Annotated in this window: 22 protein-coding genes and 1 tRNA gene; 15 read left to right on the top strand and 8 right to left on the bottom strand. The window is 54.6% G+C overall.

Annotated elements, in window-relative coordinates; genetic code table 11:
* Positions 1 to 223: 223 nt before the first annotated feature.
* From C9411_RS24080 to C9411_RS24090, 3 genes are all read right to left on the bottom strand, one after another.
* Positions 224 to 433, bottom strand: coding sequence for a hypothetical protein (locus C9411_RS24080; RefSeq protein ID WP_033651022.1), 210 nt, complete (start codon positions 431 to 433; stop codon positions 224 to 226).
* Positions 430 to 948, bottom strand: a complete 519-nt coding sequence (locus C9411_RS24085) for a T6SS effector amidase Tae4 family protein (protein WP_107228067.1) — start codon at positions 946 to 948, stop codon at positions 430 to 432. The genes C9411_RS24080 and C9411_RS24085 overlap by 4 nt, the downstream gene beginning before the upstream one ends.
* 388 nt (positions 949 to 1,336) lie before the next feature.
* Positions 1,337 to 2,233, bottom strand: a complete 897-nt coding sequence (locus C9411_RS24090) for a glycerophosphodiester phosphodiesterase family protein (protein WP_107228068.1) — start codon at positions 2,231 to 2,233, stop codon at positions 1,337 to 1,339.
* A gap of 182 nt (positions 2,234 to 2,415) precedes the next feature.
* Between C9411_RS24090 and dinB the strand changes: the two genes are divergently transcribed.
* Complete coding sequence (gene dinB, locus C9411_RS24095) at positions 2,416 to 3,477, top strand: DNA polymerase IV (protein ID WP_107228069.1); 1,062 nt, start codon at positions 2,416 to 2,418, stop codon at positions 3,475 to 3,477.
* Between the two features lie 42 nt (positions 3,478 to 3,519).
* On the opposite strand, the gene pepD is transcribed toward dinB, so the two are convergent.
* On the bottom strand, positions 3,520 to 4,980 hold the full coding sequence (pepD, locus tag C9411_RS24100) for a beta-Ala-His dipeptidase (protein WP_107228070.1): 1,461 nt from the start codon (positions 4,978 to 4,980) through the stop codon (positions 3,520 to 3,522).
* Between the two features lie 338 nt (positions 4,981 to 5,318).
* Here pepD and gpt point away from each other — a divergent pair, with 338 nt between their 5' ends.
* From gpt to C9411_RS24170, 13 genes are all read left to right on the top strand, one after another.
* Positions 5,319 to 5,777 carry a xanthine phosphoribosyltransferase gene (gpt, locus tag C9411_RS24105; RefSeq protein ID WP_025301674.1) on the top strand — a complete coding sequence of 153 codons (459 nt, stop codon included), beginning with the start codon at positions 5,319 to 5,321 and terminating at the stop codon, positions 5,775 to 5,777.
* Between the two features lie 141 nt (positions 5,778 to 5,918).
* On the top strand, positions 5,919 to 7,166 hold the full coding sequence (gene frsA, locus C9411_RS24110; protein ID WP_021504999.1) for an esterase FrsA: 1,248 nt from the start codon (positions 5,919 to 5,921) through the stop codon (positions 7,164 to 7,166).
* A 60-nt stretch (positions 7,167 to 7,226) separates the two neighbouring features.
* Entirely contained in the window at positions 7,227 to 7,628 is a 402-nt protein-coding gene (crl, locus tag C9411_RS24115; protein ID WP_107228071.1) for a sigma factor-binding protein Crl, read from the top strand.
* 116 nt (positions 7,629 to 7,744) lie between these two features.
* Entirely contained in the window at positions 7,745 to 8,848 is a 1,104-nt protein-coding gene (gene proB / locus C9411_RS24120; protein ID WP_015376738.1) for a glutamate 5-kinase, read from the top strand.
* A gap of 9 nt (positions 8,849 to 8,857) precedes the next feature.
* Positions 8,858 to 10,111 carry a glutamate-5-semialdehyde dehydrogenase gene (proA, locus tag C9411_RS24125; protein WP_049272387.1) on the top strand — a complete coding sequence of 418 codons (1,254 nt, stop codon included), beginning with the start codon at positions 8,858 to 8,860 and terminating at the stop codon, positions 10,109 to 10,111.
* A 186-nt stretch (positions 10,112 to 10,297) separates the two neighbouring features.
* Positions 10,298 to 10,373, top strand: a tRNA-Thr gene (locus C9411_RS24130).
* A gap of 162 nt (positions 10,374 to 10,535) precedes the next feature.
* A complete protein-coding gene (locus C9411_RS24135; RefSeq protein ID WP_046688294.1) occupies positions 10,536 to 11,717 on the top strand; it encodes an integrase arm-type DNA-binding domain-containing protein in 1,182 nt (393 codons plus the stop codon).
* Positions 11,718 to 12,496: 779 nt separating this feature from the next.
* On the top strand, positions 12,497 to 12,760 hold the full coding sequence (locus tag C9411_RS24145) for an AlpA family transcriptional regulator (RefSeq protein ID WP_107228074.1): 264 nt from the start codon (positions 12,497 to 12,499) through the stop codon (positions 12,758 to 12,760).
* The gene (locus tag C9411_RS24150; protein WP_196239171.1) at positions 12,760 to 12,972 is read left to right on the top strand and encodes a hypothetical protein; all 213 of its coding nucleotides are present in this window, start codon (positions 12,760 to 12,762) and stop codon (positions 12,970 to 12,972) included. Before C9411_RS24145 ends, C9411_RS24150 begins: the two co-directional genes overlap by 1 nt.
* Positions 12,959 to 13,504 (top strand): host cell division inhibitor Icd-like protein, encoded by a 546-nt coding sequence (locus tag C9411_RS24155; RefSeq protein ID WP_107228075.1) that lies wholly within the window; start codon positions 12,959 to 12,961, stop codon positions 13,502 to 13,504. The genes C9411_RS24150 and C9411_RS24155 overlap by 14 nt, the downstream gene beginning before the upstream one ends.
* Positions 13,501 to 13,764, top strand: coding sequence for a hypothetical protein (locus C9411_RS24160; RefSeq protein ID WP_043146645.1), 264 nt, complete (start codon positions 13,501 to 13,503; stop codon positions 13,762 to 13,764). Before C9411_RS24155 ends, C9411_RS24160 begins: the two co-directional genes overlap by 4 nt.
* Positions 13,761 to 14,096 carry a DUF5375 family protein gene (locus C9411_RS24165; RefSeq protein WP_033631431.1) on the top strand — a complete coding sequence of 112 codons (336 nt, stop codon included), beginning with the start codon at positions 13,761 to 13,763 and terminating at the stop codon, positions 14,094 to 14,096. Before C9411_RS24160 ends, C9411_RS24165 begins: the two co-directional genes overlap by 4 nt.
* 11 nt (positions 14,097 to 14,107) lie before the next feature.
* Positions 14,108 to 16,456, top strand: a complete 2,349-nt coding sequence (locus C9411_RS24170) for a primase-helicase zinc-binding domain-containing protein (protein WP_107228076.1) — start codon at positions 14,108 to 14,110, stop codon at positions 16,454 to 16,456.
* Between the two features lie 312 nt (positions 16,457 to 16,768).
* On the opposite strand, the gene C9411_RS24175 is transcribed toward C9411_RS24170, so the two are convergent.
* Both C9411_RS24175 and C9411_RS24180 read right to left on the bottom strand, forming a co-directional pair.
* The gene (locus tag C9411_RS24175; protein WP_107228077.1) at positions 16,769 to 19,861 is read right to left on the bottom strand and encodes a multidrug efflux RND transporter permease subunit; all 3,093 of its coding nucleotides are present in this window, start codon (positions 19,859 to 19,861) and stop codon (positions 16,769 to 16,771) included.
* Between the two features lie 167 nt (positions 19,862 to 20,028).
* Positions 20,029 to 20,919 carry an ABC transporter six-transmembrane domain-containing protein gene (locus C9411_RS24180; RefSeq protein WP_107228078.1) on the bottom strand — a complete coding sequence of 297 codons (891 nt, stop codon included), beginning with the start codon at positions 20,917 to 20,919 and terminating at the stop codon, positions 20,029 to 20,031.
* 96 nt (positions 20,920 to 21,015) lie between these two features.
* Between C9411_RS24180 and C9411_RS24185 the strand changes: the two genes are divergently transcribed.
* A complete protein-coding gene (locus tag C9411_RS24185; protein WP_107228079.1) occupies positions 21,016 to 21,612 on the top strand; it encodes a TetR/AcrR family transcriptional regulator in 597 nt (198 codons plus the stop codon).
* Between the two features lie 87 nt (positions 21,613 to 21,699).
* Here C9411_RS24185 and C9411_RS24190 read toward each other — a convergent pair whose 3' ends face one another.
* Together C9411_RS24190 and C9411_RS24195 are read right to left on the bottom strand one after the other, a co-directional pair.
* Complete coding sequence (locus C9411_RS24190; protein ID WP_146158895.1) at positions 21,700 to 22,674, bottom strand: transcriptional regulator; 975 nt, start codon at positions 22,672 to 22,674, stop codon at positions 21,700 to 21,702.
* Positions 22,675 to 23,053: 379 nt separating this feature from the next.
* On the bottom strand, positions 23,054 to 24,014 hold a 961-nt coding region (locus C9411_RS24195; protein ID WP_107228081.1), incomplete at its 5' end, for an MFS transporter.

Consider the following 24,014-nt stretch of genomic DNA (forward strand, 5'->3'; position numbering starts at 1 on the left):
CCGCCCGGCTATTTGGGGCAGGGTTTAGTGTACGCAATGAAAATGGCACCATCCAGGTGGTTCCTGTCCACTAATGGGCGTTGAAAGTCAGACAGGCATAAGGCGAGTTTGTCGAACCGCCTTATGCCGTTAGTCGGTTATTTATTTCGCTTTGCGGAAGTTTTTCATATCTATGTAAGGCATCAGTGTTCAAAAATATGTTACCGCATTCATTTATGAGGGGTTATTTGCTTTTGGAATAGGCTAGGTTGCCGAGTGAACCTCCCACGAAACAGCACAACACTAGGCCAATCGCCAGCAACTCGAAGTTAGCCGACATCTGATCCTCGCCCTCAACGTGGCCAATAATCCAGTCTGAGAGAAAGGGAAAAGCCAGGAGCATGAGGCCGATACCTATTATCGCACCGGCAATAATTGCTGCTATCCGTTTCATATCACCTGCCAGAACCAGACTTCTTTTGATTTAAAGAAATCGCTAAAACGTCCATCCCAAGAAAGCCCCCATTGAATACGAAAATAGCTCGATAGTGTGGTTAAACGAGAACCATTCAACAGATCTATATGATCTCCCGAGCGATTGCGAAAGTTTTCATTCCCTCGCTGCCAGTAATCTTTAAAAAAGATAATGCCGGTTTTGCCTTTCAGCACCCGCTCAAACTGGTTGGGTGTGACTTTTACCATGCATCCTAGCCCCGGTATCGGTGTTCGTGCTAAAGCATTTGCCAGTTCTTCAGCACGCAAAATATGGCCCTCACTTTTCTTGTGTAACCAACAAAAGTTCACGCCTGACAATTTACTGACATCATACCCACAATGAACCAAAGCTGAACGGATGCGTATAGCATACTGATTATAAAATGATTTATTACCATGGGCAGTGCGGCATGGATACTCATCCCCATTGATTTGAGGATGTTTTTCCCAAAGTTTGTTAAAAGTTATCGACATATAATTCCTTTTAAATCATTCCATTATTCTCTAGCCCTCCGATGCCATAACATATGTTGATACCCGTAGAGCTATTTAGATGAGTGGAGGTGCTATTTAGAAAAGTCTAAGAAAGACTGATTGTTGGCGTGTTTCCAAAGATGGCCAGATCCTAGAGTATTGTCGTCACTAATGGTGATGTTTTGTTCGAAAAATAGACGTTGATCGCATTATGAGAAGAGGATATTTATGCACCGAATATTATGTGGCTATACGTTTTATTTTTAATATATTTAATTGATAAAAAATAAAATATTAATATTGATTGATCGTGAAATCCCGGAGAAATTCCCTTCATTGGGGAGCGTGAGTATCCCCATTTCCTCAGATTTTCTCCGGTGTTCTATTGTTATTTCACCTTGCGGAAGCTTTTTGCCTCGGCCGGTGAGTTGACCATCACGCCGTCGGCGCCCAGCGCCAGCGCCTGCTGATATTCCTGTGGCGAGTTGACGCCGAACAGGATGATGTGCGCCGGGCCCTGCGAGCGGAAGCAGTCCATCGACTCTTTATCCCAGGTGAGAAATGCCTTCGAACGCCCTTCGCCGAGGGTATATTTCTCCACCACTTCCACCTCGCGCTTCAACTCCAGCCCGTACCAGCGCGGCTGCCGGTTGTCCGGTTTGACGTCGCACTGGTGCGCCATGGTGACGTTAGCCAGCAGCGTGCGGGTCTCGTCGCGGCTTTCGAAGCGTGGGATAGCCGGCGGCAGCGCCTGCAGGTATTTGGCGTCGGTGGAGTAGACGCGGGTGCGGTTCAGGCTGTCGGTGCTTTCCAGCGTCGCCAGCAGCGCCTGGCCAAACTGCGCCGGATCGGCGTCCGGGGATTTGATGTCCAGATAAAAGGTGACGTGAGGAAAAGCTTTAAGCACGTCGTCGAGCCGGGGAATGCCGATACCCTGGCCGCGGAACGGATGCGCATCCCCCCTGGCGAAGGCCCAGCCGGCGTCGGTCTCGGCCAGCTGCGCGGCGGTATAGGCAGAAACCGGGCCCTGCCGGTTGGTCAATGTTTTCAGATCCGAAGGGCGATACAGCACGATGACGCCGTCTTTGGATGCTTGCAGGGTGATCCAGATGGCGTCGGCGCCGTTTTTCAGCGCGGTTTCGATGGCGATGCGGGTGTTCTCCGGCGCATCGGCGGTGCCGCCGCGGTGGGCGACGATCGCCGGCGCGTGACCGGTGGCGGCGCTGGCCGCCAGTGCGCTAAGGGATAGCGCGGAAGCCAGCAGCCAATGAGAAAATCTGATCATGTAGGGTACCTTGTCATTATCGTTGTGGTGAGCCGCACGGGATACGGAAATCATACTATTGAAAAATTAAGCTTTTTTAACAACGCGGAAATATCTGGCGGAAACGGCGCTTTCATCGAACCCTGAGGCCTTGAGCTTTCGGTATCTGACTGTATACTTATACAGTGTTACTGGAGGGTGCGATGCGTAAAATCATTCATGTCGATATGGACTGCTTCTTCGCGGCGGTGGAAATGCGCGACGATCCCAGCCTGCGCGATATCCCGCTGGCGATTGGCGGCAGCGCCGATCGGCGTGGGGTGATCAGCACCGCCAACTACCCGGCGCGGCGCTACGGCGTGCACAGCGCCATGTCCACGGCGATGGCGCTCAAGCTGTGCCCGCATCTCACCCTGCTGCCGGGGCGCATGGCGGCCTACAAAGAGGCCTCGCTGCACATCCGCGAAATCTTCGCTCGCTATACCCCGTTGATCGAGCCGCTGTCGCTCGACGAGGCCTATCTTGACGTGACCGACAGCCCGCAATGCAACGGTTCGGCGACGCTGATCGCCCAGGAAATCCGCCAGGCTATCGCCGACGAGCTGAACCTCACCGCCTCGGCCGGCGTTGCGCCGATCAAGTTTCTCGCCAAAATCGCCTCCGAGATGAACAAGCCGAACGGGCAGTACGTGATCACGCCGCCGCAGGTGCCGGCGTTTTTGCAACAGCTGCCGCTCAGCAAGATCCCCGGCGTCGGCAAGGTGACCGCCAAGCGGCTGGAGGCCGTGGGGCTTATCACCTGCGCCGACGTGCAGCAATACGATTTGGCGCAGTTGCTCAAGCGCTTCGGCAAGTTCGGCCGGGTGCTGTGGGAGCGGTGTCAGGGCATCGATAGGCGCGAAATCTCTCCTGAGCGGCTGCGCAAATCGGTGGGGGTGGAGCGCACGCTGGCGGAAGATATTCACGACTGGGAAGACTGCGAAACGCTGATTATCGACAAACTCTATCCCGAGCTGGAGATGCGGCTGCGCAAGGTCAAACCGGATCTGCACATCGCCCGGCAGGGCGTGAAGCTGAAGTTTCAGGATTTTCAGCAAACCACCCAGGAGCACGTGTTCCCGGTGTTGAATCGGCAGGATTTGCTGGAGGTGGCGCGGCAGGCGTGGCGCGAGCGGCGCGAAGGGCGTGGCGTGCGGCTGGTGGGGCTGCATGTGACGCTGCTCGATCCGCAGTTGGAGCGGCAGTTGGCGCTGCCTTGGGAATAAAAAAGCCGGCGACTCGCCGGCTTTTTGCGTTAAGCGCGCAGCTTACGCGCGCTCAGGGATCGCTTTCAGCAGCGAGATCAGCAGCTTCCAGTACAGACCGACGCTTTCGATATGCACCTGCTCATCCGGCGAGTGCGGGCCGGTGATGGTGGGCCCGATCGATACCATGTCCATGTTTGGATACGGTTTTTTGAACAGACCGCATTCCAGACCGGCGTGGATCACCATGATGTTCGGCGTCTTGTCGAACAGATCCTGATACAGCTCGCGCACCAGGTGCATCACCGGCGAGTCGGCATCCGGCTGCCAGCCCGGGTAGCCGCCCTTCGGCGCCACTTTGGCGCCGGCCAGCTGGCCCAGCGCGGTCAGCATCTCGACCACGTAGTCTTTGCCGCTGTCGATCAGGGAGCGGATCAGGCAGATGATTTCCGCTTCGTTTTCGCTGGTGGTGACCACGCCGACGTTCAGCGAGGTTTCCACCACGCCTTTCACCGCGTCGCTCATGCGGATCACGCCGTTCGGCGTGCCGTTCAGCAGCGCCAGGAAGCGCTGCTGGCTGTCGGCGCTCAGCGCCTGCGAAGCGCTGGTGGTCGGCTCCAGCAGCACGGTGATGTTCTTCTCTTTGGCGGAGAGTTCATTCTGCAGCACGGCCAGGAACTCCTGGCTCAGCGCTTTCAGCGCGTCGGCCTTGTCTGCCGGCACCGCAACCACCGCGGAGGCTTCACGCGGGATGGCGTTGCGAAGGGTGCCGCCGTTCAGATCCAGCACGCGCAGGTTCAGCGCCGCCGCGTGGGCGAACAGGAAGCGTGCCAGCAGCTTGTTGGCATTGCCCAGCCCGACGTGGATCTCGGCGCCGGAGTGGCCGCCTTTCAGGCCCTTGAGGGTCAGCTTCAGGGTTTGGTAACCGGCCGGCACCGCTTCGCGCTGCAGCGGCAGGGTAGTGATGAAGTCGATACCACCGGCGCAACCCATGTAGATTTCGCCTTCTTCTTCGGAGTCGGTATTGATCAGGATGTCCGCCTGCAGCCAGTTCGGCTGCAGCCCGAAGGCGCCGTCCATGCCTGCTTCTTCGGTCATGGTCAGCAGCACTTCCAGCGGGCCGTGCTCAACGCTGTCGTCGGCCAGCACCGCTAGGGCGGAGGCCATGCCGATGCCGTTGTCGGCGCCCAGCGTGGTGCCGCGCGCTTTCACCCACTCGCCGGCGATATAAGGCTGGATCGGATCCTTGGCGAAGTCGTGTACGGTGTCGTTATTCTTTTGCGGCACCATGTCCAGGTGCGCCTGCAGCGCGACCGGCTTGCGGTTTTCCATGCCTTTGGTGGCCGGCTTGCGCAGCAGGATATTGCCGACCTGATCGCGCTCGGCGTGCAGGTTCTTTTCTTTGGCCCAGGTGAGGATGTGCTGCGCCAGCGCTTCTTCATGATAAGAAGGATGCGGGATAGAACAGATCTTGGCGAAAATATCCCACAGCGGCTGTGGCGAAAGCTGAGACAATTCAGACACTATAAGTCTCCTGTGACGGCAGGCTCCGACAGGACGGGCGTGCCGCGCGGTTGAGGTGAGCGGGTATCTGTGCGTCGTGGCACGATCACCAGAGAATATCACTTTATTTCCGGCGGTGCGCGCACCGTATTGTGCGGTTTAAGCGCTTGATCACACGGCTTCGCTGCGGGAATGTTCGCTTTTTCAGCATCAATCACCGAAAAGCCGCGCGGCGGAAATCGCGAGGTTTTCCTCGGTACAGCTGGAATTCAATGCGGCCAGTCTCTATAATCTCGCGCAACCTTTTTTCCCCTGAACTATAAAATAAGCCGCTTCACCGCCGGCTGGGACACGATTCTATGAGCGAAAAATACGTTGTTACCTGGGATATGCTGCAAATGCACGCACGCAAGCTGGCGCACCGCCTGCTGCCTGCCGACAAATGGACAGGCATCATTGCCGTAAGCCGCGGCGGTCTGGTACCGGCGGGCCTGCTGGCGCGCGAACTGGGCATCCGCTATGTGGATACCGTCTGCATTTCCAGCTATGACCATGACAACCAACGCGAAATGAAAGTGCTCAAGCGCGCCGAAGGCGACGGTGAAGGCTTCATCGTGGTGGATGATCTGGTGGATACCGGCGGCACCGCGAAAGCGATCCGCGACATGTACCCGAAAGCGCATTTCGTGACCATCTTCGCCAAACCGGCGGGCCGTCCGCTGGTGGACGACTACGAGGTCGACATCCCGCAGGATACCTGGATCGAACAGCCGTGGGACATGGGCGTCAGCTTCGTTCCCCCTATCGGCGGCCGCTAAGCCCAGCCAGTTCTAAGTCAACGCCCGGTTATGCCGGGCGTTTGCGTTATCTTGGTTTATCCCGCCAGAGTTAGGTACACTACCTCCAGTTAAGTAGGCCTTTTGCGGCCTATCGCCAGATTTACGGAGGCTGTTGTTACCATGGCACAGGCCAACCTTTCTGAAATTCTTTTCAAGCCTAAATTCAAACACCCTGAAACCTCGACGCTGGTGCTGCGCGCGCGCAACAAAGTGAGCGCCGCCATGCATTCCGCGTTGGAAGGCGACACCACCGGCAGCTGGTACCGCATGCTGAATCCGCTGCTGTGGGCCTGGCGCGGAGTCAGCCCGATCGAAATCCACGAAGTGCTGGCGCGCATCGCCGCCTCGGACGCCGAGCGCAGCAATCCGCAGCGGCTGGATACCGTGGTGGGCTACCGCAACGGCAACTGGATCTACGAGTGGATCCATCAGGGCATGCAGTGGCAGCAGCGGGCGACGGAGCAGCAGGATCCGCTGCTCGGCGGCGAATACTGGCTGAAGGCCGCGAGCCTGTACAGCATCGCCGGTTACCCGCACCTGAAGGGCGACGAGCTGGCCGAACAGGCGGAGATGCTCGCCAACCGCGCTTACGAAGAGGCGGCGCTGCTGCTGCCGTATCAGCTGAAAGAGCTGGAGTTTCGCATCGAGGGCGGCGGCAGCGTCACCGGTTTCCTGCACATGCCGGAGAAGGGCGAAGCGCCGTTCCCGACGGTGCTGATGTGCGGCAGCCTCGACACGCTGCAGACCGACTACCACCGCCTGTTCCGCGACTACCTGGCGCCGCACGGCATCGCCATGCTGACGCTCGACATGCCGTCGATCGGCTCCTCTTGCAAATGGAAGCTGACGCAGGACTCCAGCTACCTGCACCAACAGGTGCTGATCCAGCTGGCCTCGGTGCCGTGGGTGGACCATCAGCGGGTGAGCGCCTTTGGCTTCCGCTTCGGCGCCAACGTGGCGGTGCGATTGGCCTACCTGGAGCCGCAGCGGCTGCGCGGCGTAGCCTGCCTGGGGCCGGTGGTGCATCGCCTGCTGTGCGACAGCAGCACCCAGCTGAACGTGCCGGACATGTATATGGATGTGCTGGCCAGCCGCATGGGCATGGCCAACGCTTCCGACAACGTGCTGAAGGTGGAGCTGAACAGCTACTCGCTGAAAATGCAGGGGTTGCTGGGGCGCCGCTGCCCGACGCCGATGATCTCCGGCTACTGGGAGCGCGATACGCTCAGCCCGAAAGAGGAGTCGCAGCTGATCGTCACCTCCTCGGTGAGCGGCAAGCTGGTCGCCATCCCGCGCACCCCGGTTTACGACAGCTTCCACCGGGCGTTGCTGCAGATGTCCGGTTGGCTGAGGGACAAAATGCGTTAATTAGTTGCTAAATTTTAACAGTTTGTTAAAAAGAGTGGTCTACATTGAGGAGGTTAGAGAATGACGTTACCGAGTGGTCACCCTAAAAGCCGACTAATGAAACGTTTTGCCAGCTTGGGGCCGTACCTGCGTGAAGGGCAATGTGAAAACGACCGTTTTTTCTTTGATTGTTTGGCCGTCTGCGTCAATGTAAAGCCCGCTCCGGAGAAGCGCGAGTTCTGGGGCTGGTGGATGGAGCTGCAGGCGGAAGAGGCGCGCTTCACCTATTCGTACCAATTCGGCCTGTTCGACAAGGAAGGCGACTGGATGGCGCAAAACATTAAGGATGATGAAGTGAGCGCCAAGTTGGAAGACACCCTGCGCGACTTCCATCGCCGCCTGGGCGAGCTGCTGGCGACCATGGAACTGGGGCTGGAACCCGCCGACGATTTCAAAGAAAAACTGATCAAACTCTCCGCCTGACCCCGTTTGACCACGTATTGTGCTGATTTCGCGTTGTGCCTGTTGGCATAACGCGTCTCTCCTGTTACAAAGACCTTTGCACTCTTCTTCTCATCATTACACACGGCAGAAATACTATGAACGGCAGCCAGACATTGGTTGTGAAATTGGGCACCAGCGTGTTGACCGGCGGATCGCTGCGTCTGAACCGCGCCCACATCGTCGAATTGGTGCGCCAGTGCGCGCAGCAACACGCCGCGGGCCACCGCATCGTCATCGTCACCTCCGGCGCCATCGCCGCCGGGCGCGAACACCTGGGCTACCCCGAGCTGCCCGCCACTATCGCTTCCAAGCAGCTGCTGGCGGCGGTGGGGCAGAGCCGGCTGATCCAGCTGTGGGAACAGCTGTTCTCCATTTACGGCATCCACGTCGGGCAGATGCTGCTGACGCGCGCCGATCTGGAAGACCGCGAGCGCTTCCTCAACGCGCGCGACACCATGACGGCGCTGCTGGACAACCGCATCGTGCCGGTAATCAATGAGAACGACGCCGTCGCTACCGCCGAAATCAAGGTGGGCGACAACGATAACCTGTCGGCGCTGGCGGCCATCTTGGCCGGGGCCGACAAACTGTTGCTGCTGACCGATCAGCAGGGCCTCTACACCGCCGATCCGCGTAACAACCCCCAGGCTGAACTGATCCGTGAAGTGCACGGCATCGACGACGCGCTGCGCGCCATCGCCGGCGACAGCGTCTCCGGCCTGGGCACCGGCGGCATGGGCACCAAGCTGCAGGCGGCCGACGTGGCCTGCCGCGCCGGCATCGACGTGGTGATCGCCGCGGGCAGCAAGCCGGGCGTGGTGGCGGACGTGATCGAAGGCAAACCGGTGGGCACCCGTTTCCACGCGCTGGAAACCCCGCTGGAAAACCGCAAGCGCTGGATCTTCGGTGCGCCGCCGGCCGGTGAGATCACCGTCGACGATGGCGCGGTGGAAGCGATGATGGCGCGCGGCAGCTCGCTGCTGCCGAAGGGCATTCGCGAAGTGAAGGGCGACTTCTCGCGCGGCGAAGTGATCCGCATCCGCAACCTGGCGGGGCGCGATCTGGCGCACGGCGTCAGCCGCTACAACAGCGACGCGATGCGGATGATCGCTGGGCACCACTCGCAGGAAATCAGCGAAATCCTCGGTTATGAATACGGTCCGGTGGCAGTGCACCGCGACGACATGATTGTCAGTTAAGGAGTGAGCATGCTGGAGCAGATGGGGAAGGCCGCCAAGCAGGCCTCCTGGCAGCTGGCGGTGCTGAGCACGGCGAAGAAGAATCAGGTGCTGTCGGTAATGGCCGACAGGCTGGAAGCCAACAGCGAAGCGATCCTGCTGGCGAACGAACAAGACATGGCGCAGGCGCGCGCCACCGGCATGAGCGAAGCGCTGCTCGATCGCCTGCTGCTGACTCCGGCGCGGCTGGCGGCGATCGCCAACGACGTGCGCCAGGTGTGCCGCCTGAACGATCCGGTCGGCCACGTGCTGGACGGCAACCTGCTGGACAGCGGGCTGAAGCTGGAGCGCCGCCGGGTGCCGCTCGGCGTGATCGGCGTGATTTACGAGGCGCGGCCGAACGTCACCATCGACGTCGCCAGCCTGTGCCTGAAAACCGGCAACGCGGTGATCCTGCGCGGCGGTAAAGAGACGCACAATACCAACCAGGCAACGGTGAAAGTGATCCAGCAGGCGCTGGAACAGTGCGGCCTGCCGGCGGCGGCGGTACAGGCGATCGACAGCCCGGATCGCGCGCTGGTGAACGAACTGCTGCGCCTGGATCGCTATGTCGACATGCTGATCCCGCGCGGCGGCGCCGGCCTGCACAAGCTGTGCCGCGAGCAATCGACCATCCCGGTGATTACCGGCGGCATCGGCGTGTGCCACACCTACGTGGATGCCGACGTCGACTTCGACAAGGCGCTGACGGTCATTGAGAACGCCAAGATCCAGCGCCCGAGCGCCTGTAACTCGCTGGAGACGCTGCTGGTGCACCGCAGCATCGCCACCGAGTTCCTGCCGGCGCTGAGCGCCAAAATGGCGGCGGCGGGCGTGACGCTGCACGCGGCGGAAAACGCGCTGCCGCTGCTGCAGGGGGGCCCGGCGACGGTGGTGCCGGTGAACGCGGAAGATTACGACGACGAATGGCTGTCGCTGGATCTGAACGTGCTGCTGGTGGACGATATCGATCAGGCCATCGACCACATCCGCACCCACGGCACCAACCACTCCGACGCGATCCTCACCCGCTCGCTGAGCAGCGCCGAGCACTTCGTGCGCGCGGTGGACTCCTCGGCGGTGTATGTCAACGCCAGCACCCGCTTCACCGACGGCGGCCAGTTCGGCCTGGGCGCGGAAGTGGCGGTAAGCACCCAGAAACTGCACGCCCGCGGCCCGATGGGCCTGGACGCGCTGACCACCTACAAGTGGATCGGCTACGGCGACGATCTGGTGCGCAGCTAAGGCCGGATTGCGACAGTAAAGACGTCAGGGCGCAGCGTGCTGCGCCCTGATTTTTTGGAAGGGCCAACGCGCGGCAGTATAGCTGCTTGCAAAACAACCAAACGCCCCGGCGGCTATTGACTCATTTCGTGCACAGGTCTACCTTGTTCAACGCACTTCCGGCTTGCCCCGCAGGCCCGGCTCGATGCCGATATAGCTCAGTTGGTAGAGCAGCGCATTCGTAATGCGAAGGTCGTAGGTTCGACTCCTATTATCGGCACCACACCCTCTTCTTGTAACGTCCGCAGTCATCCAAAAAAATATTAAATAACAATGTATTGATTGGGTTTTATGTCCGTGGCTGTCCGGCGCTGTCCTGTGGAATCCAATATCAGGTGTGTGTAGAATTGCGTGTACTTCTGTTCGGTCTTGAATTTCTATACACATGCGACTTAATAACTTACAAATCCGGAATGCTAAACCCACCCCTAAACCTTACACGTTGAGTGATGGGTTGGGCTTATCCCTTTTGGTCGAACCCAATGGCAGCAAGAGCTGGCGCTTTCGTTATCGTTTTGCCGGTAAGCCCAAGATGATTTCATTCGGCGTCTATCCTGCCGTTTCGTTGGCCGATGCTCGGTTAAAGCGCGATGAATCCAGAAAGTTAGTTGCTGAGGGGCAGAACCCCAGCACAGTTCGTAAAGAGAAAAAGCTGGCGCAGCTATACGGGAATGCGAACACCTTTGAAGCGATCGCGAAGGAGTGGCATCAGTCCAAATTGGCGACGTGGTCAGCAGGGTATGCGGCCGATATCATGGACGCGTTCAACATTGATATTTTCCCCTATCTGGGGCAGCATCCCATTTCGGCGATAAAGCCGCTTGAGCTACTCACAGTGCTTCGCAAAATTGAGGCGCGTGGGGCGCTTGAGAAAATGCGTAAGGTCAGACAGCGCTGTGGTGAAGTCTTCCGATATGCCACGGCAACCGGGCGGGCGGAGTTCAACCCAGCCGCTGATCTCTCCAGCGTTTTGATTAGCCCAAAATCTACTCATTATCCTTTTTTATCCGTTGATGAAATCCCCGATTTTCTTGCGGCGCTGGAGATGTACTCCGGCAGTCGGTTGGTACAGCTGGCGACGAAGTTACTGATGTTGACCGGAGTCAGGGGTATTGAGCTGCGCATGGCGCAATGGCATGAGGTTGATCTGGATAACGCGCTTTGGGAAATTCCGCAGGAGCGCATGAAAATGCGTCGAGCCCATCTCGTACCATTATCGACGCAGGCTGTGGCTATATTGAATGAGCTGAAGACGCTTACGGGTAACTATCGCTATGTTTTCTCGGGACGGAATGATGTGAACAAACCGATGAGCGAAGCGAGTATCAACCAGCTCCTCAAACGTATCGGTTATCACGGTCGGCTCACTGGCCACGGCTTCAGGCACATGATGTCCACGATTTTGCATGAGCAGGACTTCAATACCGCCTGGATAGAGATGCAGCTTGCCCACGTGGACAAGAACGCCATTCGCGGCACTTACAACCACGCTCAGTACCTTGAGAAACGCCGTGACATGTTGCAGTGGTACGCCGATTTTATTGCGGGCCTGGCCCAGCACTCTTAGCGCCAATAAATCGTTAAAACCCACTGGCGCGCAATGCTACCCCCGCCACGCCTGCCCGCTTTATGTGTCGCTTTTCATGCAGGTGCATGAGAGACCGCAGGCCGCGCTGCTACTGGTGCGGCAGGGGGTAAAAAATGCATTTTCTTGCATGCAAAATCATGCACTCTATGCATGCACGCGTTCTTAGACACCCGCTAGCCAGGAAAAAGGCTGTTTTTGGGGGGAAGGATAGGGGACGCGTGATGGAAGCGGGCGTGATTATCCCATCATAGCGAGGCCAGAGATGGGGTCTTACGCCGCCTTTCTTCCTGTCTGCGTTTTTGTTATGTGGCTGCCTCAGATATTGATTGCAAAATCACCTTTGCGATTTTAGTTCTTATTTAAACTATTCACTACTGTTCACTTAAATAAAAATACAGTTAAATCAATTGATAAAGCTATGATGAGTCACTTCTGCACTCATCACCCGGTGTTCACTGCTGTTCACTCGGGTAAAAAGGGCCTTTTCTCTGGCTAGCCTGTGGTTGTGCCTGTACGCCTGTTTCTGCCTATTAATAAACGGCTATTCATGGCTCGTTCATTTCTTTGGGTTTGCCAAGGTTTGCCAATAAAGGTCAATATTAACCTATATGCCCATTTGGTTGAAAAATAGGCATAAAAGCTGTCCCACCACACAACAACGCCTTGTTGCCACCCCGATAAATATTCACATAATAGGGCGCTACCGAAGTTCACACAGTCCCGGCCAGTGCTGGCCGGACACAAAGAGGTAGCGTTTTATGTTGATCGTTTCCAACCCCACCCCATCCACCCCGTCGTCGGTGCTTCAGAACGGCGACACCCCACGCGAGCGCTTTATCCGCCTGCCGGAAGTGCTCTACACCACTGGTCTGTCTCGCTCCACCATGTACGAGATGATGAGCCGCAAGCAGTTTCCGGTACAAGTTTCCCTCGGCGGTAAAAATGTCGCCTGGCTGGCCTCCGAGGTCGAGCAGTGGATGGACGAACGTATCGCCAACCGTCACCAGAGGAGCGCTGAGTGATGCAGTTAACCCTCGGTCGACACTGTTTTACCCTGAGCGGCAACGACGCCTTGTTTGTGGCCGAAGCCATCTTGTTGCAACGCAAGCACCCGGATATCGTCTTGCCTGAACATCGCAGTGAAAAACACGGTGTGATTTGCCTGACGAACCGGCAGGCAGAGTTGCGTCGTATCTGTGCTGACGAAGTGGTTGATCACAATGCGATCGATTGAACGTCCGGGGGCGTCTTACGGCTTGCCCCCCTGTCCGGCTCTGCGCTATAGTCCTCCTGCTGTCGCAAAATCGGCAGCCGGGCGTAGGAACCCGTGTTACTTATTGGCGACACAACACGCGCCAGGCGTGTTTTTTTATGTCGTGGCCTTAGTGCGCTCATTTTTTGCGCGGTGGATGTTATGCTATCGCAGCAGTCAATCAATGGTGGCTCAGGCGGGGCAGCCTTCGGGCTGGCCGGTTTCCAATAAGGCCGGTATTCCTACCCCCGTCTGGGCTACCACCCATAAGTGTAGGAACTTCGGTGGTAGCAATAACCAATACTTATTGGAGGCTGCCACCATGGCTACGACCCTCACCCCGACTCACCCGACATTCTGCTTTCTGTTCGCGGCCGTACGCCGTTCTGCGCTGACGGCTTCGCCCCGTATGGTGCGCACCGTGGCGGATAGCGAACGCAATGCCCGCCGCGTGCTGGCCCGTGATTACGTGTTGTCCTTTGCCGGTCGTCTGCCGGTTAAGGCGGCAGCATGAACACCCTGGCCGACCGTTACTACCGTGACACCCATTACCCTATTCCGCACGCCGATTTTCTGCGTCTCCAGCATGCGCACGCCACCGGCGTGCTGTTCCTCGACCTGCTGGATACCCTCGACCTCGGCGGGCAGCGCCCCGATGCCACGCAACAGGCGTCGTTTGCCTCGGTTATTGCCTTGCTGACCGACCAGCTCGGCCACGTCGTCAACACCTGTGAATCCCAAATCCTTGCCCGCATGGAGGCCACCGCCGCATGAATACCTCATCCTGTTTACCGATTGAAGTCCGCACCGCCGTTTTCCGCCGCGCCGTGGCACAAGCCTATCTGGATACCTGCGCCTTTTACCGGGTGAGCCTCGGGTACACGCTGGACGAGCTGCAGATGACGATTGCCCTGCGTCTGGAAGGGCACTTTGTGCGTCAGTACGGCGCAGAAGACGGCATGGACATGGCGTGCACCATGTTGAGTGATATGGTGCAGCCGGACGTTCTGGTGGCCGCGCCGCGCCTGACCGCGCTGGGGCAAAAGATGATGGACGAACTGTGTTGCGAGCGCCTGTCGGCGGCACAGAACGCGACCGTACACTGAGGAGAGAAAGGATGAGCGCCCACTTCGTTTCCCAGACCGTACGCACCGCCACCGGCCAGTGGCCGGTGATATTCCCGGCTCTCGGCATTACCTTGCAGCCGAACGGCAAGCCGCAGCCGTGTCCAACCTGCGGCGGCAAAGACCGCTTCCGTTTCGACAACCAAGATGGACGCGGCACCTGGTTCTGCAATCAGTGCGGGGCCGGTGACGGCCTCAACCTGGTGGAAAAGGCCCTGTCGCTGTCTGCCAGGGCCGCCGCCGAACAGGTGGCTGCCGTGATGGGTGAAAACGCCAGCGCTTTGCCACCGGCCGCTGAGGCCGGCCATGCCTTACAGACGGTCGGCGGGCAAGACAAGGCCGAGGCTCAGCGCAAGGCCGCCAGGCAGGCACATACTCTGGTGGCTGCCGCTCAGTGCAAAAGCGGCAATGCCTACCTGAGCGCCAAAGGCTGGTCGGAGGCAGAAACCCTGACCCTTCACGGCCAGTCGCTGCGCGTCGGCGGTATCACCTTCCGGCCCGGCGACCTGCTGTTGCCGCTGCACAATGCCGGGGGAGAAGTGGTCAACGTGCAGTTGATTAACGCCAACGGTGATAAACGCATGCTGGCAGGCGGGCAGGTGAAAGCCGCCTGCCACATCTTGAGTGGCCCGGACAATGCGGTTATCTGGCTCACCGAAGGCTATGCCACCGGTCTCACCGTGCATCGCCTGACCGGTGAGACGGTGTGTGTGGCGCTCAGCGCCAACAACCTGGCGGCGGTGGCAGAGCAACTGCGCAGCCACTACCCGGACGCACGGCTGCTGCTGGCGGCCGATAATGACCGAAACGGCACCGGGCAGACCCGCGCCGCCGAGGCGGCCACACGCACCGGCGGTGTTCCGGCGCTGCCGCCCACGGAAGGCGACTGGAACGACGTCTACTGTAATCAGGGGATTGAGGCCACGCGCGCGCAGCTCAGGGCATTCAGCCAGCCGCCGCAGCCCAGCCCGTTTGACACGCTGAGCGATGCCGATTTGAAAGCCATGAGCGCCAGCGAGAAAGCAGAGCTGCTGGCCGAGCACTACGGTAACACCCTGGCGGTGCCGCCGGTGGGGGAAGAGCTGTGCCGCTATACGCGCGGTGCCTGGCAGGTGCTGCCACACCGGCAACTGAGCCGGGAGATTGCCGCGTTGTTCCAGAAGGTGCGCGCACCGTTCTCCGCCGCCGGTATCAACAGCATTTTGGACACCCTCAAGCTGATGGTGCCGCAGATGGGCGACCCGGCCCGCCGGTTGATAGGCTTTCGTAACGGGGTGTTTGATACGGTCAGCGGGCAGTTCGGTGCTCACCGGCAAGAGCACTGGCTGCGCACCGTCAACAGCGTGGACTACACGCCGCCGCGTGCCGGGGAGAACCTGGCCGACCATGCACCACACTTCTGGCACTGGCTGACACGGGTCGCCGGGGGCAACCACGAAAAGCAAGAACGTATCCTCGCGGCGCTCTTTATGGTGCTGGCCAACCGCTACGACTGGCAACTGTTCCTCGAAGTGACCGGCCCCGGCGGCAGCGGCAAGAGCGTGATGGCGGCCATCGCCCGGCTGCTGGCAGGTAGTGATAACACCACCTCCGCCACCATCGACAACCTGGAGTCGGCGCGCGAGCGGGCCAGCGTGGTCGGCTACTCGCTGATAATTCTGCCCGACCAGGAGAAATGGAGCGGTGACGGCGCCGGTATCAAGGCCATCACCGGCGGCGATGCGGTCGCCATCGATCCCAAATACCGCGATGCCTACGCCGCCTACATCCCGGCGGTGATACTGGCGGTGAACAACAACCCGATGCAGTTCAGCGACCGCAGCGGCGGTGTCTCCCGGCGTCGAGTGATTATCACCTTCCCGGACGCGATACCGCTGGCCGAGCGAGACCCGCAGCTGTTGGACAAAATTACTAATGAGCTGTCAGTCATTGTGCGCCACCTGATGCAGCGCTTCGCCAACCCGAACGAGGCCCGCACATTGCTCCAGGCGCAGCAAAGCTCGGACGAGGCGCTGGCCATCAAACGACAGGCCGACCCGCTGGTTGATTTTTGCGGTTACCTGACGGTGCTCAGCACCGCAGAAGGGATGATGATAGGCAATGCCAACATCACCCCGCCGAACCCGCGCCGCTATCTGTACCACGCCTACCTGTCGTTTATGGCCGCACGGGGCTATCAGCATGTGATGAACCTGACGGCGTTTGGGCTGGCGGTGCCGCAGACGCTGAAAGAGTATGAGCATACGCTATTGAAACGCCGTACCAAGCAGGGAATGCAAACCAATGTGGTGTTGAGTGAAGAGTGTGAAGCGGACTGGCTGCCGAAGTGCGGTACGGTGTGACGATGAGCGGGTCGATCGGCCGGGCCGATCAATCGCCCTTTATTGATCTGCCGAACCCATTGGACGCTCAATCGTTGCACCGCCTATAGTGACATTGAAAGATATACAGCAACACCAGGGCATTACCCCGGCCGCAGAGCGGCCGGTATAAAAACGACAAGCGCTCCTAAACCGGCTCAGGCCGGTTTTTTTCCTTCAAAGTATAGTGCTCAGCTTGCTAGCAATTCCACGATGTTAGAAATGCCTCCATTCCTGTCCTGAATCGTAATGCGTATTGCTGGCAAAGGGCATTCCTCCCCTTGCTATGGTAACTTATAGCTTTGTTTTTTCCAGCATACGCATGACGAATAGATAGAAGACAGGAACAAAGAATATGGCTAATAATGTTCCACTTATCATACCGCCGAAAACGCCAGTGCCGATGGAGTGCTGGGTCTTATCACTGGCGCCGGTAGCGAGTATTAACGGTACAACACCGAGCGTAAAGGCGAGTGAAGTCATCATAATGGGTCGCAATCGCTGCCGCGATGCCAGCAATATTGCGGAAAAAATATCCATACCTTGCATTCGTAATTGTCTGGCGAACTCAATAATCAAAATGGCGTTTTTAGTAGAAAGCCCGATGATCGTTATCATTCCGACTCTAAAAAACACATCATTTGACATGTCAGCAATGAAGACTGCGCAAACCGCACCGATAAGCCCCAACGGCACAACCAACATCACGGCAAAAGGGGTTGCCCAACTTTCATAAAGGGCTGCCAGCACCATGAATACAACAAGAATAGAGAGCAAAATAAGCAACGGAAGTTGTGAAGCTGACTCTTTTTCCTGGAGCGAACTACCGGCCCATTCAGCTTTAAAGCCTTCGGGGAGATCTCTTGCCAGTCTCTCCATCTCTGCCATAGCAGTTCCACTAGAATGCCCATTAGCGGCACTACCTGTCACTCTGAGTGCTGGATACCCTTGATAGCGATTCAATTGCTGCGGTGACAAAGTCCATGATGAAGACACGAATGTTGAAAGAGGCACCATCTCTCCGATTCTATTTTTGATAGAGATTTTGAGTAAGTCTGCGAGTTGCATCCGGTAAGCGATGTCAGCCTGAATAATGACCTGCTGAACACGGCCGTTATCAGTGTAATCATTGACATAGTAAGATCCAGAAGCCGCAGAGAGCGCTTCGCTAATTTCATTAAATGACACACCGAAAGTTTCGGCCTTCTCTCTATCGACCTTTAATGAAAGACTTACACCTTCAGGTAAGCCATCAATAGCTACCCCTCCCAAAACCGTACTTTGATTAGCGAGCACAAGAAGCTGATCTGTTGCCTTTTTCAATGCGTTATAACCTTTTCCACTGCGATCTTCTATGTACAGCATAAACTCTGAGGAGGTTCCCATATCAGAAATAGCCGGTGGCAATTGACTGGTTGTCTTACCATCATCAATATTCTTCATTGCGGCTTCAGCAAAATGAGCCTCATCCTGAGCCGTTGCCCCATTTCTATATGGCCAGTCTTTTAGTGTTGTAAATGTCATCGCCGTATTTTGGCCCGAGCCGGAAAAACCAAAGCCAAGGATAGAGACATTATTCTCGATGGCACTACGGGTTGCTATCGCCGCCTCGTAGTGTTTCACAACTTCACGAGTACGCTCCATGGTTGCGTCGGAAGGAAGCTGGATTGATGACATAAAATAGCCCTGATCTTCCTCAGGCAAAAACGAAGAGGGAAGCTTTTTCAGCCCTATAAAAAGCAGGCCGCAGAGGGCAACATAAAGTAACATTACTCGCCCCCCACGTTTCAGTATATATATCAACCCCGTTTCATAACGAATGGTTAACGCATTAAATCTGCGATTAAACCAGCGTGAAAAGCGACCCGATTGATTCTCTTTTGGTTCATGTGCTTTCAGCAGAGATGCACATAAAGCAGGAGTCAACGTCAACGCCAAAAACGCGGAGAACAAAATAGATACGGCCATAGAAAGCGTAAACTGTTTGTAAATGACTCCCACCGAACCGCTGGCGAATCCCATAGGGATAAATACTGCGGTCAAGACCAGAGTAATACCGACAATGGCGGGAGTAATTTCTTCCATGGCTTGGTGTGTCGCCTGCTTGGGAGGAAGCCCTTTCTCCTCTATCAGACGTTCGACATTTTCCACAACTACGATAGCATCATCTACAATGATGCCGATTGCCAACACCATGCCAAACATGGTCAGTACATTGATGGAAAAACCACTGAACAGCATAACGGTGAACGTGCCCAACAATGCAACCGGTGCCACGATAGCCGGAATAAGCGTGCAACGGAGTTTATGCAAAAAAAGCAGCATAACGAGGAACACCAAAACCATTGCTTCAATGAACGTTTGGATGACTTTCTGTACGGATAATTTGACAAATGGGGCGGTATCAAAAGGGACTGAAAATGCCATCCCTTGTGGCAACGTGCTTGAAAGTTCTTTAAGTCGCGCATGGACGCCGGCAGCCGTACTGATGGCGTTAGCGCCCGGTGATAGTTTGATGGCAGCAGAGGTTGCTGGTTGGCCATTTTCACGCGTTTCAAATGCATAACTTTGCAAGCCCTGCTCTACGCGAGCAATATCAGCCAGTTTTAAACGACCGCCGCTGACATTCGCTTTAAGGGTGATATTGCGAAACTCTTCGACAGAAGAAAGCTGTCCGCTCACAGTAATAGGGTAAGTTACTTTTTGCCCAACAGCTGCTGGAGCATCACCAATCCTACCGGGTGAAACCTGTAGATTCTGTCGGCTAATCGCGGTAATGACATCATTAACCGATAGCTTGTAGCTAAACATTTTTATCGGGTCCAACCAGACACGCATTGCCTTTTCTGCGCCGAAAAGCTGAACTTTACCTACACCTGGTACACGGCGCAGTTCATCAGTGATATGACGAGCAAAATAATCACTTAAGTCAGCCTCTTGATACTGGCCTGAAGGTGATTTCAAACCAATCAACATCAGAAAGCCAGAGTTGGCTGACTCCACGTTTATTCCATTCTGCCGCACAACTTGTGGAAGGCGCGCCTCTACCATCTTGATTTGGTTCTGAACGTCTACCTGAGCAAGTTTGATATCAGTACCAGGTTTAAACGTCATTGTTATTGAAGCGACACCCGATGTATCGCTGGACGACTCAAAATAAAGCAGGTTATCTACCCCAGAGATTTCACGCTCAAGCAGTGATATCACGGATGTATTCATGGTATCCGGTGTTGCCCCAGGATAGGTAACAGATATTGTCACACTGGGTGGTGCGACAGCGGGATATTGGGCTACCGGTAACTGGGGGATAGCAAGAACGCCACCAAGTATAATAAATAGTGCGATAACCCAAGCAAAGACGGGGCGTTCAATAAAAAAACGGGACATATAACACCATCCAAATTAATTATAAAGTGGTTATGGATTAATGTGACTGCAAAGCATAAAATGCTATAGTATGTTGAATCAAACTACGGTTCACTTTCCCGCCTTATATACACAGTTCCATACGTCAAAAGCATCATGTAATAATAAGGGGGAGCTCATTGTCCAACTTACTCTGATTCTGTATTGACACGTCTACCAATATCCTTGAGTTCGGAATACTTCTCCAGCAATCGAGGTCCATCATCCAGGCTTGTGGCAAACATCCATAAGTAAGTCATTACCGAATAAATATGACCGGCATTGATGTTCACTGAATTGGACATCCATATAATCGTCAGGCTAAACAGCATGGCGACAAGACCACCGACCGACAAATACCCCAACGCTTCACGATCAGAAAGTCTTATGCGCAGCTTGGCAAGCGTTGAATAATGCCGGTTCAAAGATAACGTTGAAGCTTTGTTAACAAAGTCGACCTCTTTTTCAAGGCGATTGTTCAGTTTGTTATAAAGCACCTCATTTTTCCTGGTAAATCCGGACAGAAAACAAGCCAGGAATACCAAGATGGCCAAACATGAAATCCCTGCCCAGAATTCGATGATCAACAACATTACCGCTGCACCTATCATCGAGGAAAGTGATGTAATGAGCGTAGGTAAGTGCAACTCAAAGAAATCGACAAATTCTCTGGACAGTGTCACCCGGGCTGCAACGGTAGAGTGGTTAAGATTATTTCTGCGTTGCGCCATAACAACAGAAACCGCCAGAGCAGCATAAATCTTGGCAAAAGTGCGGGTGTCCACGCTTCTACGTGCAGCTCCCAGACACCAGATAAATAAGATCATCAATCCGTAAAGCACAGCATTCAGCGTCTGCCCGGCCATGATGGCATTGATGGCAATACCAGCCAAAATCGGGTACAGAAGATAGGTCAGGTTTTCGGCAACAACCAGAAAAAAGGTGAAGAACAGCTTTCTCTTGTTTCTTTTTGCCAGTAATTTCAATGTATTGCTTGCACTTCCGACTGGCTTTTGGGCTGCGATATTATGACTGCTCATGACGTTTTTTTCTGTTAAAATTAAAAATTGAGCAACCGCTCAACACATGAGTGCATGCTATTTGAGCGCTTGCTCAAAGTCAATGGGAGAGGTTAAATGAAAGCTAAATCAGAGCTCATGAGAGAAAAAATATTGAATGGTGTCGTCGAGCTATTTATCGAAAAGGGCATCGAAAACGTCACTACGCGTGAGCTTACTGAGCATATTGGTGTCTCCAGAAGCCATATTTACCATTACTTTAAAGATTGGCAATCGTTGAGCATCGAAGCCGTTGCTAATTTCATGCGCAGCGAATTGGCAGAGTTTCGCACTATCATCACACCGCTACCTGCTATTCAGAAACTTCAAGAGTTCATTCATGGCATGATCTCAGAAGAACCTGACCCTACCAGAAAACTATATGGCTCGTTATGGTTACTTTCCACCCACAACGGAGCTTATGCCGAACAGATGCAATTCTTTTTAGATGAATGGCACAAGGTATTAACTTATATCATTGACTCCGGTATAGAGGAGGGCGTTTTTCAGCGAGTCGATGTACACCGTACAGCACGACAACTGGATGCAATGCTATTTGGCTACAGCGAACATTTGTTTACTTTGCCCTCTTCAGCTGCGTTATTACAGGCAAAAGAGGATATTGAAAGTTTTATAGAGATGAATTTACTCAGCGATAATATTAATGTTATATAAAGAAACTGGCGGCAGTTATTATTGAATAGTGTCGCCAGGTCTTGATTTTTTATTTTCATTAAAATCAATAATGAGATGATCATTATTTCAAAGCATCAAGGATCTGCCTAAAGTTAACACGTTGCACCATTGCTTTTTATACTCCCATCGTGGATCTTCCATGCCTAACGAGTAGATTGTCTTAATATTTTTCTCTTTACCTATCTTTTTCGCCAACTCTATATTTTTATACATGAGAAGACTCCCCACACTATACTGGGCAAAGGCTTGATCAACACCGCCATTATGGCAGTCAAAAAAAATCCACTCTCTGCATTCGGCCTTAAATACAAGGTCATATGCGCAGGGCACCCCGTTAATCAACAGTACATGGCCAAACACCAGATGGCGTAACTCACTAAAGACGTCTAATAGAATTTCCTCTGAATAACATTCTAGTTTTTTACCCCATCTTTTTTTAAATAAAGAAATATAAATCTCTGTTAACGCCTTGTCAGAAAATTTATCAATAGATAAACATTCCCCTCCGTTATTAATGAAGCATTCATATTCGGCTCGTCTTTTTCTATGGGTTTTCTTAGAAAAGTCATCCTTGACTACACAGGTTTTCCTTTTTAATTTCTGCCAATGAATACAATTGGAGAAATCCCCTTTATGGTGATGAGATAGCTGTTTTGTCTTAAATGGCATTAAGATTTTCCCACTACCCTTCTTAAATGGGATGATGATATCATCAAAAAAAATAGGGTAATTATTATTCTTAAGAGAAAGCTCATTATTTAGTGAAAAAGCAGCAGCTATAATATCACCTTTCCGTTTGTAAACATAAAAATCAGGGGGAGCAAGACGCTTACTCAAAAAGTCAACCACATCGGGATGCGTACACACACTCCCGCCGAAAAGAGTGTATGCATAACCATACTCTTCCCTAGTGGATTTTTCCCAGCCTAAAATACGTGCTTTCATATCGGACTTACCGCTATCAAAAAATAAAATGTAACAAAATGAATTAAAACGGTAGTCAAACGAACGAGTAAAAGTGGTGGAACCTTGTAATTTCATAATGAAATCATATGGTTGAATCGTGACATTCAAGGTGCGCAACAAAATATAAAGCTTGTAGTAGTGTAATCGGGTATTCCATGAATTACAAAATAATCATTATCATAGCAATGAGCGTTTAAGAATTGCTAGACCTTTTTTTATAAATGGCCATATTTTCTGCAATGGTAAGGCTTTATAAGAAATTAGATAAGTAACTATTTGGCTTGTTAATCGAGGGTGCTATCGCGAGAGAATTAATGTTTTTTTCAAAAATAACTTCCTAACCTGGTCCCGTTCTTATTTTTTTGTTCAATCAATAAGTCTCTTACCTAAACATCATCATGAAGAAACCAAATGATATACCTTAAACTTTGTGGATGAGGCCACATCATCCTATTTAGGCTTTCGCGTTCGATGCATCTTGCAGTGGACGACAAATCACGGTCATAGCCGCAGCGCTGCACAAGGGAAACAGTGCCAACAGCAGCCAGGGATAGATGGCCTGCGTTGAAGGCACCAGCGCCTCATCCAGCAACGGGCCAAGCAACAAATTACCGGCCAGCACCGCAAAGCCCCCGGCGGTGGCTAACGCACCATAGTGCGCGCCAAGCGTCGACTCATCGGCGAATCGCGGGATCAGATCTTTAGCCGATGGCACCAGCAACATCTGCCCCAACGTTAAAAGTGTGACCAGACATGCCGAAGGTATTAACCGCAGCCAGCCTGCTAGCGGCGGTGTCGCGGCGAACATGGCCACACTCCCAAAAGCGGCAGACAGCAGCAAAAAACCCACCGGTAAGATTTTGATCGCTCCCACTCGCCGTGCGAAACGTGCCAGCGGAAGCTGGAGAGCAATGATCAGAACGGAAGCCAGCATAAAAAGTGGGCCGAGATCTTTTTCGCTGCCGCCCGAACGCTGAATCTCAACCGGTAGCGCCAGATAAAGCTGGTTGTAGCTTAAAAGCCACGAACTGTAAGCGGTGATAAAGGCGACGAAACGCGGCTGACGGAATGTCGTCCACCAGGGCAATATTTTTAGCGCCCGCGCGCTGTGATGAGCGGCAGGAAGGCAGAAGTACAGCACCAACAAAGCGACGACGAACACCCCCGCCCCAGCAAACGCCACCTGGCGGAAGCCGAGCTCGGTCAGCAGCGCGCCGGCAACTGGGCCCAACACGGCACCGAGTTCGCCGCACACGGCGAAAAGTGCAAACCACTCAGCGCGGCTGCGCTTTCCGTTTAACTCGCTGTACGTACCCGCTTTAGCCAGTAGCGCTTCAATCGATGGAGAGAACAGTGCGCCGCCGATGCCGGTAAGACACGCCCCCAGAATGATGGGCCACAGGGACTGCCCAAAC

This window comes from Serratia sp. Nf2 (assembly GCF_003028435.1).
GTDB lineage: Bacteria > Pseudomonadota > Gammaproteobacteria > Enterobacterales > Enterobacteriaceae > Serratia > Serratia marcescens_L.